The sequence below is a fragment of the Polynucleobacter sp. HIN7 genome, from assembly GCF_030297595.1.
GTDB lineage: Bacteria > Pseudomonadota > Gammaproteobacteria > Burkholderiales > Burkholderiaceae > Polynucleobacter.
Window position 1 is genome coordinate 348,624 of sequence record NZ_AP028138.1, and the last position, 14,231, is coordinate 362,854.

At 50.1% G+C, this 14,231-nt stretch carries 9 protein-coding genes; all 9 read left to right on the plus strand.

Annotation, left to right across the window (positions count from 1 at the left end):
• The first annotated feature begins 3 nt into the window (after positions 1-3).
• The 9 genes from QUE64_RS01855 to QUE64_RS01895 are packed head-to-tail and all read left to right on the plus strand — an operon-like array spanning position 4 to position 14,230.
• Positions 4-1,383 carry a DEAD/DEAH box helicase gene (locus QUE64_RS01855; protein ID WP_458574689.1) on the plus strand — a complete coding sequence of 460 codons (1,380 nt, stop codon included), beginning with the start codon at positions 4-6 and terminating at the stop codon, positions 1,381-1,383.
• 52 nt (positions 1,384-1,435) lie between these two features.
• A complete protein-coding gene (locus tag QUE64_RS01860) occupies positions 1,436-2,626 on the plus strand; it encodes a glycosyltransferase (RefSeq protein ID WP_286225676.1) in 1,191 nt (396 codons plus the stop codon).
• Between the two features lie 27 nt (positions 2,627-2,653).
• Positions 2,654-3,076, plus strand: coding sequence for a PqqD family protein (locus QUE64_RS01865; RefSeq protein ID WP_286225677.1), 423 nt, complete (start codon positions 2,654-2,656; stop codon positions 3,074-3,076).
• Positions 3,077-3,081: 5 nt separating this feature from the next.
• The gene (locus tag QUE64_RS01870; RefSeq protein WP_286225678.1) at positions 3,082-4,122 is read left to right on the plus strand and encodes a hypothetical protein; all 1,041 of its coding nucleotides are present in this window, start codon (positions 3,082-3,084) and stop codon (positions 4,120-4,122) included.
• 5 nt (positions 4,123-4,127) lie between these two features.
• Positions 4,128-4,826, plus strand: coding sequence for a glycosyltransferase family 2 protein (locus QUE64_RS01875; RefSeq protein ID WP_286225679.1), 699 nt, complete (start codon positions 4,128-4,130; stop codon positions 4,824-4,826).
• Positions 4,826-5,488: a glycosyltransferase family 2 protein gene (locus QUE64_RS01880; protein WP_286225680.1), complete on the plus strand. Its 663-nt coding sequence runs from the start codon at positions 4,826-4,828 to the stop codon at positions 5,486-5,488. The genes QUE64_RS01875 and QUE64_RS01880 overlap by 1 nt, the downstream gene beginning before the upstream one ends.
• Positions 5,485-7,887, plus strand: a complete 2,403-nt coding sequence (locus QUE64_RS01885) for a nucleotidyltransferase domain-containing protein (RefSeq protein ID WP_286225681.1) — start codon at positions 5,485-5,487, stop codon at positions 7,885-7,887. The genes QUE64_RS01880 and QUE64_RS01885 overlap by 4 nt, the downstream gene beginning before the upstream one ends.
• A gap of 21 nt (positions 7,888-7,908) precedes the next feature.
• Positions 7,909-9,894 carry a tetratricopeptide repeat protein gene (locus tag QUE64_RS01890; RefSeq protein WP_286225682.1) on the plus strand — a complete coding sequence of 662 codons (1,986 nt, stop codon included), beginning with the start codon at positions 7,909-7,911 and terminating at the stop codon, positions 9,892-9,894.
• A gap of 58 nt (positions 9,895-9,952) precedes the next feature.
• Entirely contained in the window at positions 9,953-14,230 is a 4,278-nt protein-coding gene (locus QUE64_RS01895; protein WP_286225683.1) for an autotransporter domain-containing protein, read from the plus strand.
• Position 14,231: the final 1 nt, after the last annotated feature.

Sequence of the window (14,231 nt, forward strand, 5' to 3'; positions counted from 1 at the left end):
GGGGTGTCTACAAAAACTGATCCAAACCTACCCGATTCGGGTAATGCGCCCAGCGCCAATTTTGCTGATTTCCAATTAGATCCCAAGATCCTCAAAGCGGTTGAGGAGCAGGGCTATACCCAAGCAACCCCAATTCAGGCCAAGGCGATTCCAGTCGTCCTAGAAGGTCGGGATGTGATGGGCGCAGCCCAAACTGGAACTGGTAAAACCGCCGCCTTTACCTTGCCGATTATTCAGAAGCTCTTGCCTCAGGCGAATACGAGTACTTCGCCTGCGCGCCATCCTATTCGGGCCTTAATTTTGACCCCGACCCGAGAGTTAAGCGATCAGGTGGCTGATAACGCGAGCCTCTATGCCAAATTTACGGATCTACGCACGGCCGTTGTATTTGGTGGTGTTGACATCAAACCTCAAACAGCCTTGCTGCGATCGGGGGTAGAGATTTTGATTGCAACCCCTGGGCGTTTACTCGATCACATCACCAGTAAAACGGCCGATTTGTCACAAGTGCAACTTTTGGTATTGGATGAGGCTGATCGCATGCTCGATATGGGCTTTTTGCCCGACCTGCAACGCATCATCAATTTAATCCCCGCACAGCGCCAGACCCTATTGTTCTCTGCCACCTTTTCTCCAGAGATTAAGAAGCTCGCTCAAACCTACTTACGCAATCCCGTGACCATTGAAGTGGCTCGGCAAAATGCCGCAGCCGATACGGTCAATCAAGTGGTGCACTTGGTACCCTCCGAACATAAGCGTGCAGCCATCGTGGCAATATTGCAAAACCGGGTGAAGGCGGGCTTAAGTCGCCAGTGCATCATCTTTACTAATAGCCGAATGGGTTGCGCTCGGTTGGCGACTGCATTAGAGCGCGATGGCATCAAAGCGGCTGCGATTCATGGGGATAAGAGCCAAACCGAACGGATGGCAACTTTGGAAGCCTTTAAGACTGGCGCGATTGATGCCTTAGTTGCTACCGATGTTGCGGCACGTGGCTTAGATATTGCCGATATGCCGTGCGTGATTAATCATGAGCTGCCCTTTAATGCGGAAGACTTCATTCATCGAATTGGTCGCACTGGCCGTGCTGGTAGCAAAGGTGATGCAATTGCCTTAGTCGATGATAGTGAAAAGCGCTTACTCGAGGATATTGAGAAGCTTATGAAGCGCAAACTCACGATTGCGCGATTACCCACGAGTGAGCGAGAGGGTAAAAGTGGTGGCTCTAAACCGATTGCAGCCGACCCATTTTTCTACATGCCTTATGAGCCTGGGCAAATCACGGCAGCACCAAAGCAAGAGCCAACGAGTGCGCCGGTTAAACCAAACTCGAACTCAAAAAAGCCAGTGCTTGGCGCGCTCTTGGGCGGAATCAAAAAATAGTTTTATACCCCTTCCTTTGAAGTCTTAAAAAATGGGGGCTTGGATTCAAATCATGGAATTCGTCAGAAAGCATATTCTGTTCGTTGAAGGGGGTTTACCCACCCCACAAATGGATGCGGGGTCATTGGCTAATCTAGAGCTCATTACCCTCATCCAATCGCAGGGCCATCGGGTGAGTTATCTCTTTACGGGGCATCACCCCATGGGCGCGCGTCACGCACTCATCGATCTGGGATGCAAGCTCATCGATGGGGTAGGCTTTACACGCGCTCAGCAACAGACTCTATTCAAAGAACAAGGGTTTGATGCGGCCATCCTCTCACGCCCTGGGCCGGCACTGCAATGGATCGATGCTTTAAAGGCGCTTGCGATTCCCACCGTTTATTTTGGGCATGATCTGCACCACGTTCGACTCGAGCGTGAGTATGCGCTTCATTTGGAAACCGCGCCGCAACCCAAATTGCTGCAATCGTGTTTGGTGCATAAATCGATTGAGCGTCATTTGTGGGCGCTGGCCGATGTGGTGGTCTACCCAACATCTTGGGAATGCGATTACGTTATGACGCACTGTGGCCGCACCCATGCGCTCCCCATGCCGATTTACGATGGTGAGGCGATGGCGCATCTCCAACCGCAGATCGCAAGTATCGTTGCGCAGGTGCAGACCAACGACGGCAAGCCATATCCTCTTCTCTTTGTGGGTGGCTCGCATCATGGCCCTAACCGTGATGGTCTTCTTTGGTTCGTGCGCGATGTAGCACCTTTACTGACGCTACCCATGGAATTACGGGTCGTGGGCCAGTGGGATTGCGAGGCAATGCAACAACTTAACGATGCAGCGCACGGTGCATGGCGCGGCGATCAGCGCTTGTCCTTTTGCGGCTCGCTAACGAAGGAAGAGTTATTACATCAGTACGCCACTGCGTCTTTAGTGATTGCGCCGCTGCGCTATGGAGCAGGGCTTAAACGCAAGGTGGTTGAAGCATTGCTGTTTGAGCGCCCCTTACTCACAACCCCGATGGGGGTAGAAGGAATCGAGCTAGCACCTAGCCAATTGGAGCAGGTATGTAGTCCACTGGATCCCAAGGCCTTTGCCAAGGCTGTGGAGGCCCACTTGCAATTACCGCCATCAGTCCATCAGGCGCGCTCTCAAGATATTGCTCGCCAGATTGCTAGGCAGTTTTCTAAGACCCAGCGTTTAGCAAGTCTTGCGCAAATCTTTGCTATGCTAAGACTTTACTAATTTTGGGTTTTCACACTATTTGAGTTTATGAGTACTGCCTACGAAATCAATACCCCGCACGTGATTTCTGAGTCACTTGGCAATGAGACCGTCATCATTAATCTAGAGACCGGTACCTACCATCATTTAAATGGCAACGCCGCGCGCATTTGGCAACACTTGCAGCATGCGATCACCACCGACACCTTGGTACAGGGAATGGCGGCGGGTAGTCCAGAGCGTGCGTCCACCCTGACCCAGGCTCTTCCTGATTTTCTTGCGCAATTGGTGGATCAAGGCCTGATTCGCGAAAGTACTTGCGAGCCAACTGCGCACGCTTGCCCAGCCATTACGCTCGATGACAGTGCCTTGGTGTGTGAGAGTTTTACCGATATGCAAGATTTATTGGGCTTGGATCCCATTCATGAGGCCGATCCGAACGCTGGCTGGCCACATCAGCCACCGACCTAATTGGTTTGAACGCATTATTTGCGCAGCTAGCCACCACTTTGCGTGATCCGATCGCAAAGGCGATCTCCTTCTCAGAGCAACTATTTGGTGAGCACCGTTTTTCCTTTCGCATCAGTCCCGATTGGCCCCACCAGGCAATTCGTGGCGCTCTTTTTGGGACCCAAGATCAGAGCGCGCCAGTCCAATCGGATTGGCAGGTCTTGGCATTAACCGTAACGCAAGAGTATCTGACCGAGCTTATAAAGCCCTACGATCGCAATCGCTATGGGCAATTCATCATGGCCGAAGCTGCGCAAGGTGAAGAAGGGGTTTTAAGGCAGATGGCGTTTTACGACCCACTGGCAAAGTCGCTAAGAGCCTATGATTTTGATTCTCAGATTGCTTACATCCTAGTGACTCCAGCGCATGCATTTGCCGAGTGGGAGATTTTTAGTCCCTTTAAAGAGTTTTGGCATTACTGGGCCCTCATGCATGATTCAATCCTGGTGCACTCAGGGGTGGTGTGTCAAGCAGATGGTGCACTCGTGATCTTAGGTCCGGGCGGGGCAGGCAAGTCAACCACCACCTTATCCTGCGTAGAATATGACATGCAAACGACGGGCGATGACTTTAATCTATTGTCGATGGTCGATGGACGGGTTTGTGCTTATCCTCTTTTTCGAACCATCAAGGCAAAAGTGGGTAACTCCCTCATTACCAGCTTTGGTTGCTTATCCCGCTGGCCCTCGCAGACCTATGCCGCAGATCAGAAAACGATTTACTTTCCACCAAGCACTGATGCCATATGGCAAAAAAAGGCAGCGCAAGTGCTCGCTTTTTTAGAGCCTCAGTGGCTAAGTCAGGATTTGCCGCGCACCCCAGCCGCTATCCCCGCTATCCAAAGTGCGGTGAGCGCTATTTTGCAACACCCGTATTTAGCAGAGCGCTATTTGCAGCGCATGAGCGCCATGCTGGCGCAATGCCCAAGGCACACCCTGCATTTGTCCGCGCAACCCCAGGATAATGTGGCGCGCATTCGTGCTTTGATGGCGACTCTTCGGTCATAAGAGCGATGCACCAGGTCAGCGTCATTATCCCGGTGTTTAATCCCACTGAGCACCTAGCGGAGTGTGTGGCGAGCGTCTTGCAGCAAGAGTACGCTCCTTTTGAAATCATCCTCGTTGACGATGGCTCCAATAATCACTGCCTTGCGACGCTAGAGACGACTTGGCCAGACGAGCTTGTGCGGGTATTGCGGCTCGAGCGCAATCAAGGCGTTGCCCACGCTCGCAATTGGGGTGTGCAACACGCGTGCGGTGAGTATTTGGCATTTATCGATCAAGACGATTTATGGCCACCCCATAAATTACGCCTCCAGCTTGAGTATTTGGATGCGCATCCTGCTATGGATTTTGTGATTGGTCAGCAGGTGTATTTTTTATCCGCCGAACAAACCCAGGCACCCCCGTGGTTGCGCCGTGATTTACTGCAAAGGAGTTTGCCAGGGTATTTGCCGGGCACTCTGTTAGTGCGTAAAGATCGTTTTGTGACGGTTGGCTTTTTTAATGAGGCCCTGGTATCGGGTACCGATGATGTGGACTGGTTTTTTCGGGCAAAGGATCGGGGTATGCAAAGTAGTATGCTAGCCGATGATCTTTTATACAAACGCGTGCATGGCAATAATTTAAGTCAACAGGTTACTCGGCATCAGCAGGAGTTATTGCGCGTGGTGGCTGCGAGCATTGCGCGTCAGAAAAACACGGATAAATAATGCCAATCTCTGTGATCATGCCGTGCTACAACGCCGCTCTGTATATCGAAGAGGCGATTGCCTCGGTCTTAGCGCAGGGCGATTGGGTGGGTGAACTGATTGTGATTGATGATGCTAGTACCGATGACAGCGCCAAGCGCGTTTTGCACCTTGCGCACCCGAAAATTCAGCTGCTACGTCGAACCACCAATGGTGGTATTGCATTGGCGCGCAATCAAGGGATTGCGGCAAGTTCGAACGAGTACTTGGCGTTTTTAGATGCCGATGATTGGTGGCCAATGCAGCGTTTAGCAAGGATGCGCGCCGCTTTGGCTGATGGGCAGTGGTGCTTTGGTCAGATTGAGCATTTTTATTCCCCCGAATTGCAGCCAATACCCACTAAACCCTTGCCACCGATCCAAACCGGTTATTTTGCAAGTGCGATGCTCGCGCGCCGCTCATTTTTTGAGCGCGTTGGAGTATTTAATCCCCAATTGCGCGTGGGGGAGTTTATCGATTGGTTTGATCGTGCTCGCACGATTGCGCCCGATCCAGTCCTCCTAAAGGAAGTGGTTTTAAGGCGCCGCATTCATCGAAGTAATTCATCATTAACGAGCCAGCAGCATGTCCGTGACTATCTCAAGGTGGCTGCCTTAGCGATTGCACGAAAGCGTTCATTGTGAGTTCGAGACCCGAATACCTTGCCCTAATGGTTGAGTGCCACCAAGGGCAATTTGCCGATGCAGCACTTCGCATCACCAAGCAATTGCAACGCAGCGATGGTGCAGTGACTGCGCAGGTGATGGCAGCTCATTTTGCCTTGCGCCAAGCGCAATTTTCCAAAGCCCAATGGTTCATTGATGCGGCCCTCGCTAAGGATCCTTCAGACCAGGCAATTTATGCCGAGGAGCTTTTATACCTCTTTACTCAAAGTGATTACGCTAGGCTTTGGCAAAAATGGAATTTAGCAGTTGTCGCGGCCGCTCCAGCGCAGCACCCCATTCACGTGCTGGCACAAATCATGGAGCTTCTGAGTGCCGATGCCCCGCGTGATAGAGTCCTGCAAAAACTCAAGACTCATCCATTTACGACCATGGCTATGCATTTGCCATGTTTTGCATTTTTAGCAAAAGCGGATCCGCACATGCCGGCGTTGGATTTTGAAGCCGAGCTAGGAATGCAAACATTACGTAGCGTAGAGGATCTCATTGCCAAAACCGATTACCTCATGGCCTTGGCGGTGGCCCGCTGGGCCGCACACCTTGCTCCCAATGATGCCAATGCCTTTGCGGCTTTGGGGCTAGCGGAGCTTGTCAACGGCTTTGATACCTTGGCCGATCGCTATTTGCATGAAGCGGAATTTCGTCAAGCAAGCGATATGCCTCTTGTGAATTTGTATCGCTATCGGATCTTTATGAAGCAGGGCCGGTGGACAGATGCCACCATCATGGCCCAAGCGCTCATGGCCCAGCAGGCACTGGCTTGGACAGAGTGTCTGAGTTATCTCGACTATGCGCTTTGCCAACATGAGATTGCCTTATTTGAGGCGGGAGTCGAGTGGTTTAGTCAGCACTTTAAAGACGATGCCCGCTTGCCATCGGCTTTGGCGTACTTCGAATTGCGCCAAGCGCTCGATGCTAAGCGCATCAGTTCCTCTGAAGCCCTAGCTCGCTTGGCGCACACCGCCTGGCAAAGCAATGCTTGTGCCCATTATTTGAAGGCGCAACTTTTAGAGCCCGATGATCCGAGAGCAGCGCAAGCCGCGGCCATGATGGCCATCGCGCTTGATCCCTATTATCCCGCCGCCCAACGCTGGCAAGCGCAAGTGGCGACTAATCCGGCAGCGCTCGAGTGGATGGGGATTTTTATTCCAAAAAATCATGAAGGAGCGGCTTGGCCAAGTCCCCAGCATGAAGCGCTATTGCAACTCATTTTTGATACACCGCGTGCGGAGCTGAGTTCACGTTGGGCTCAGTTGATAGAAGCGAATCCCGTTAGCGGATTGGATGCGGGTGCAAATCGCTTGTTGCCGTTTTTGCATAAACGCTTTGAGACCGATATGGTGGCGCTTAACGGATCCAATCAGGCGCTTTTAAAAGGGGTTTGGAAAAAAAGTTTTTTTGAAAACGCCACACGCTTAGCAACGCTTTTGGAGCTGCAGAGGCATTTTCAAAAGGAAGCAATTGATCTCGTGCTGTTAAAAGGGATTGGTAATGCCATTGATCTTTATGGCGACTTGGGATCGCGGCCCATGGCCGATTTGGATATTCTGATTAAGCCCGCAGAAGTCGCGGCCACGCATCAACTGCTCACTCGGCTTGGCTGGAGCAGTGATGATCCACCCGTTGCTCCCCGAGTGCGCTTTCAATATGCAAGCACCTATCGCCATCCTGGCGGTGCGATGGTGGATATTCATTGGCGACCGTGTGAAGATTTTGTGAGTGATATTTACGACCCTGCCGATTTAGGGGAGTTGCATGCGATTGTGGTGCAAGGCCAAACCTTTGCGGTGCTCAATCCCACCTTGAATTTATTAACCACCATCTTGCACGGGGTAGCATGGAATCATCTTCCACCGGTGCGTTGGGTCTGCGATGCCCGCTTAATTTTGCATAAATACCAAGCTCAGATTGATTGGGGGCTCATGCATAGCTTGGCTATGAAGTATCACTGCTTAGAGGTCTTGGTCTTGGGTTTGCAATACCTGCAGCGGCATTTACCGCAGCCGCTAAGTTTGCCGCCGCCCATGGAGCTTGCGCTCCTGAGCGATTACTCCCAATCACCATTAATTCGGGTGCGGACCCAGTCACGCTCGCGCTTAGCCAATGCGGAAGAGATCATCGCTACCGTAGAGTTGTGGCGCAAGAAAGTGACGCTTGGCGCACACGATCGCATCATCGCCACGGGCGGAGAAGCGCCTCAATACGTGCGAACGCGATGTGAGTTGCGTGAAATTCCTTGGTTAGCGCAGTATGACCCAGGCTTTGGAGATCGCTATTTTGGGGATCAGGTGGCCGCTTACAATCTCATTACTATTGATGGGGCACACTCGTGTGTGTTGCGCCTCAATGCCCGCTATTGACGCGATTGATTAAGAAGAGCCATGGCACAATCATCGTCACCTCCTACAATGCCTCCATCCTTAGAGGCGGCCGATCGCTTCTTTGAAGCTCAGGAGTATGGCAAAGCAAAGCTCATTTATGAGACGCTCATTCATGAGCGCGCATCTCCTGCCAAGGTGTGGCAGCGCTTAAGCGTGATTGCTCTGATCGAGGGCCATTTAAATCACGCTTTGGACTATGCCTTAGAAGCCCACAAGCGAGACCCAAAAGATTCCACCACCATTTTGAACTTAGCCGAGCTTAATCGGCGCTTGGGAAAGTTAGCCGATGCCTTGCATTGGGCTCAATTTGCGATCACGCATTTTTCGCACGACCCGGTGGCCCATTACAACCTTGCGAGCGTTCATTTGGACCTGCAAGACGATCTTAAAGCGCAGGAGGCCTTGATTGAGGCTACGCGCTTGCAACCAAACCATAGCCTGGCTTGGAATAATTTGGGGTCGGTCTATCAACGGCGTAGTTTATTTGAAGAGGCTTATGAAGCATATGCCATGGCAGTGCAGATTAACCCCAGCCATGCAGAAGCCCAATGCAATAAGGGCTCGATTTTGTATCAGCGCAAGCAACTCGAAGCAGCCCGTGCCTGCACGGAGTTGGCCCTCCAAGCGCGCCCCAATTTTTTAGAGGCCAAAAACAATCTCAAACACATGATTGATCCTCAGGGCGGGGCACCTTACTTGATGGCCCTTGCGGGTTTGGCAAGCGGCTTTCAAAATCAACAACGGCATCTCGCTGTGATTGAGTTATTGCAATCGGAAGTGCAAACTGGTGGCGCGCTTGCTGAAATGGCGCAGCTGTGGCACTTATTGGGAATCTCGTATTACAAATTAAATCAATTTGCGAGCGCTTACCAATGCTATCAAGAGGCGATCGCTATTGCACCACGTTTTCCTGGAGCCCTCAATAGCCTCGGGTTTTTGTTGCAAGACATGCGGCTGTATGAGGATGCGAAGTTGGCTTTTGAGGATGCACTTCGATTGGAACCAAGCTCGGATATGGCAAGACTTAATCTGGGCCTTTTGCAACTCAAGTTAGGTGAGTGGGAAGCGGGTTGGGACAATTATGAATCGCGTTGGACGGGTTCAGCCGAGGCAATCAATCAAACGCAAGTCAAACCCAATCTGGCGCTCCCAGTCTGGGATGGGGCACAAGGAGCAGAACATAAGAGGATTCTCGTGCTAGCAGAGCAGGGGTTTGGAGACGCGATCCAGTTTTGCCGTTACCTGCAGGTACTGCAAACGCGAGCTCAGCATATTAGTTTTCATGTTCCAGACGCGTTGCGACGTTTAATGGAATGGTCATTCCCAAATGTGGATATTCGCTCCTTGATACCAGCTCGTCTAGATCCATGGAGTGCTTACATTCCACTACTATCCTTGCCCCGTATTTTTCAAACGCGACTTGAAACCATCCCGGCTGCCACTCCTTATTTACAGGTGCCCACTATTTTTAAAGAGTTCTGGCAACGCCGCGTTCAGCAAACCCGTTCGGATCGATTGAAGATTGGCATTGCATGGTCAGGCCGAAAAACCTTGCAATACGATGCGCGTCGCAGCATTCCCTTTGATGCCTTGGCCCCACTTTTGGCGATGGATCACATTGATTGGATCTGTTTACAAAAATGGGATCGAGATGTAGATGAGCGCCGTCTCGATTCCACTAATTGGCTAGACTGGACCGCAGAGCTTCAGGATTTTGCGGATACGGCAGCGCTTATTGAAAACCTGGATGCGGTAGTTGCGGTTGATTCGGCAGTTGCGCACCTTGCTGGTGCACTTCATAAGCCGGTGTATTTGCTTAATCGGTACGATGGAGAATGGCGCTGGTTATGCAATCAAAGCCGCTCACCGTGGTATCCATCGATGCAGATCGTCAATCAAACCGAATTTGGTAATTGGACATCTGTGATTGAGGCTGTAAAACAAAAAATTCAAGGGTTAACCCTAGATCGCTCGATGGGCAGCTAGTTTATCCTTTGACTTACTAAAAAACTCAGTGAATTCATCTCAGTCCAATTAATTAAAAATGAACAAGATATATCGACTGATATGGAGTAAACGCCACGGTTGTTTAGTTGCCGTTGCTGAAAATGCACGCTCTCATAGCGGAGGTAGTGCAGGGCAATCGCTTGTCGTGGGCGCTCTATTAGTTGGCTCGATTGCGGCGATCAGTCCAAGCCCAGCTATCGCAGCAGACTGTAGTTTTACCGGTGGCGCTACGATTTCTGGAACGTGTGAGCTACCAGCTAGCCCCGGGTTAACGGTCACTGGATCGCAGGCCATTGAGGTGACAACAGGCGCTGCTGCGCAAACTACCGCAAGTTTCACATCTGGCTCATTGCGCAACTCTGGATTAATTAGTGGCTCCACAGACGGCATTCAAAATACCGTTGGGACCCTGGGTGGTTTTATTAGCAACAGTGGAACCATCACGGGGACAAATAACGCGATTAATTTAACCAATATGACCCGGTTTATCAGTAACGCCGGGACGATCTCTAGTTCAGGTGTTGGTATTCGCTTAACAAACGGTAACTTAGCGGGTGGGATCACTAATGACGGGTTAATTAGTGGCGTGACCGAAGCAATTCGCATTGATCGCGGCACGTTTCAGGATTTTTCGACGTTTCGAGTCATATCAAATTTTGGCACTATTAGTGCTTCAGGTGGGGACGCATTTCGCTCAGGCAATTCCACAGCGGGTAGCGCAACATCCATCATCGGTACGATCGCGAACTTTGGATTAATTTCGGGTCAACGCGGCCTCGTTTTTGATGGAGGCACTAATCAAATCGGTAGTGTTCACAACTCTATCTCGGGATCCTCTAGCTCGGGATTTTTAGTGGGCGAAATTGCTGGAACGTCCACCGGCATTCAGATCGGTTCTGCCAGTATTAGTAGCACGATCAGCGGCAGCATTCAAAACCTAGGATTAATCCGCGGTGGTGATATTGGAATCTATATTCAAAATGGCACACTCACTTCGCTACGCAACTACGAGGGAACGATTACTGGAAGCTTAGACAATAGTAAGGCGCTATGGATTGCCAATGGCCAAATTCTCGAGGGTATTAGCAATACTGGCACGATCGGTGGAACAGCCTCTGGCAGTACCGCGATTAAAATTGGCGATGGCACTAATGTTGGCACGCTCAGTGGTGCAATCTACATTCCTGGAATCACCAATTCTGGAACGATCGGGCTAGGTAATATCGCGCTTGAAATTGATACTGGATCATCGCTCACCCATAGTCTCGTAAATAGTGGAACCATTACTGCAGATACAACAGCAATTCGTGTTTTAGGTACGCTTGCAAATAATTCATTTTCAGGTAATGCGATTGTTAACTCGGGTACCGTTTCAGGTTTTAGTGATGCTGCGATTCGGGTTGGCTCAGGAACCCTTGCGGGAACGATCTCAGGAAGTATTTCAAATTCGGGATTAATTTCAGGTAATTCTGCAATACGCATTGATCAAAATGGCACACTGCTTGGGCGCATTACCAACGATGGAACCATTGCTGGAACTTCAAATAATTACGGTATCGATCTGATCGGAACCATTACTGGTGGAATTCGTAATACCGGATTGATTTATGGAGGCCCTTCTGGTCGTTCGGGGACTGCAATTAGTGTTTTTGGGGCTGGCGTATCATCGCTCGCACGAGTTTCTTCTGGCATTACGAATCTTGGAACAATTGCTGGTGAGTCTGCAATTTTTGTCAATGAATTTGGAACCATTGCGGGTGGTATCACTAACTCCGGCAGCATTTTGACGCGAACCTTGGGTCCATCCGGCGGTGCATCGGCGATTGCAATTCTGGGGCGGATTTCTGGAAATGGTGGTGGCGCAAGCATTATCAATACTGGAACGATTGATAGTGGTGCTGGCGCTGGAATCGATATTGGTACGTCCTATGTAGGGACCATCAGTGGCAGCATTCGTAACGCAGGAACCATTAAGGGTGCAACCTCCGGCATTCGTTTGCAAAACGGAACGATTACCGGTGGTATTACGAATTCTGTCTCAGGACTCATTACCGGTAGTCGGGCCAATAGCAGCGGTATTTTGATTGCCGGAGCAAATGCCACAAGTAGTGGCGGTTTAAGTGGGGGAATTCGTAATCTGGGCACGATTGGTGGCTCAGCGAGTGGCGCGATAGGACTCATCGTGGGCGATGGCGTCTATGCAAGTACGCTCAGCGGTGGAGTCACTAACTCTGGAACGATCGGGCGCGGCTCTTACGGGGTTCAGGTTCAAAGCCTATCCTCATTAACGGGTGGCCTCACCAATAGTGGAACGATTGCCGGTAGTACCGCAGGTATTCAAGTCGAAGGGGTTCTTGCCAATGGCGGCTCGGGTAACGCCATTACCAATTCTGGCTTAATTCAATCGGCAGGCGGACCGGCCCTACAAATTGGCGGGACTCTTGCAGGCACCATTAGCGGCAGTATTCATAATTCTGGGCAAATCGTAGGCAGCTCATCGGCCATTCAAGTCGCTAATAACGGTGTGGTTACCGGTCAAATTAGTAATAGTGGAACTCTGAGTGCTACCCATGCGCTAAATTTGACCAACACCGCGAGCGGTTTTGTGATCAACAATACCGGGATGATTGACGGTCATGTCATTCTTGGTATTAATACGCTCAATTTAAATGCTACTACCAATACAATCAGTGGCTCTATCTCTGGTGGAGTCGCTAGTGGAGTGACGCTTAATGGCGCATTAACCAGTTCAGGTTCGATTGATGTGGGGCGTTTTCAGATTCAAAGTGGGGGAAGTCTCACATTGGCCAATGCCATGACCATATCCGGCTCTGGACAGGCGTTAAATAATTCCGGAACACTCGCGATTGCCGCCGGGACCAGCCAAACCTTAACGGGTAACTACAGCCAAGCGAGCGGAGCCACATTTCAAACAGGGGTTGCGGGCGCTTCAAGTTATGGTCAGCTTCGTGTCAACGGAAATGCAAGTATTAGCGATGGTGCTCAGGTTAATGTCAATGTGATTGGAAGCCCATCCATTTCAAGTAATACAACCATGAGCGGCATTATTTCAGCGACTGGGACCCTTGCAGCCACTGCTGCAGCAATTACAGTCACCGATAACAGTGCGCTATTGGACTTTTCATTGGCGGTATCAGGGAGTAGTTTGGATTTGATCGCTCGCCAGTCATCTGTCAATAACTTTGTGAGTGCTGTTCAAGCCAACAACAATCCGTCAGCCTTGGGTGCCGCTACAACCTTGCAAGCGCTATCTGCAAGCCCATCGCCGACCTGGGATCCGGTCTTTACTGCATTTAATCAAATGGCCAGCACTCAACAAGTATCAAATGGCGTCAGCCAAACAGTTCCACTTTTGGTTGGGGCTGGCTCGCAAGCCACCGCGATGGTGATGCAAAACTTTAATGATGTGATTGACTCACGTGTCTCGGTCAAACAAGGCTTGGCTAGTAAAGAAGAATTTATTGGCAATCAAGAGGTTTGGTTAAAACCGATTGGTAGTTGGGCCGAACAGAATCAAGAGAATAATGTTTCAGGATATCGCGCTAACACTGGTGGAGTCATTTTAGGGATCGATCGAGGTATTAATGCAAGTACCAGTCTGGGAGTAGCTTTGGTCTTTGCAAATAGTAATATTTCATCGAATTCAGCGGTAGCTCCAAGCTCTCTCAATATCAATAGTTACCAATTGGGTATTTATGGGCATCATCGACTGACTCAATCAACCGTTGTCAACTATCAAGCAGATATTGGTATTAACCAAAATAAAGGAAGTCGTTCAATTAATTTCATGGGAACGACGGCAAACTCAAGTTATGACAGTTACTCATCGCATGTAGGTTTGGGCTTAAACCATCACTTGCGTGTAAGTGAGCGCTTCACATTTATTCCATTAATTCGTACGGACTACATTGGAGTCATGTCAAATGCATATACCGAAAGTGGTGCAGGGCCGTTAAACCTCAATGTCAGTCAGCAAAATTACAATCAATGGCTAATGACAACTGGTGCAAAAGCTGAGTATGCATTGCCAAATCGCCTGAAGTTAGTTGGTAACTTAACTGCCGGATACAACGTAATCAATCAACAGGTTCAAGTTACATCAGCGTTTGTTGGTGGTGGGGGTAGCTTTGTAACCAATGGCTTATCGTTATCGCCCTGGTTATATAGCGCAGGCTTAGGATTGGTTGGCAAAACAAAAGACAATGTCGAGTTGAGTATTCGTTACGATTTACAATCGTCTTCTTCAGGTTATTTCAATCAAATTGCCTCTGCACGCATTCGATTCTTTTTTTAGA

Excerpts from the sequence above, each read along its gene's own strand:
- QUE64_RS01860 (WP_286225676.1), top strand. The coding sequence starts at position 1,436 with ATGGAATTCGTCAGAAAGCATATTCTGTTCGTTGAAGGGGGTTTACCC.
- QUE64_RS01865 (WP_286225677.1), top strand. The coding sequence starts at position 2,654 with ATGAGTACTGCCTACGAAATCAATACCCCGCACGTGATTTCTGAGTCA.
- QUE64_RS01875 (WP_286225679.1), top strand. The coding sequence starts at position 4,128 with ATGCACCAGGTCAGCGTCATTATCCCGGTGTTTAATCCCACTGAGCAC.
- QUE64_RS01880 (WP_286225680.1), top strand. The coding sequence starts at position 4,826 with ATGCCAATCTCTGTGATCATGCCGTGCTACAACGCCGCTCTGTATATC.
- QUE64_RS01890 (WP_286225682.1), top strand. The coding sequence starts at position 7,909 with ATGGCACAATCATCGTCACCTCCTACAATGCCTCCATCCTTAGAGGCG.
- QUE64_RS01895 (WP_286225683.1), top strand. The coding sequence starts at position 9,953 with ATGAACAAGATATATCGACTGATATGGAGTAAACGCCACGGTTGTTTA.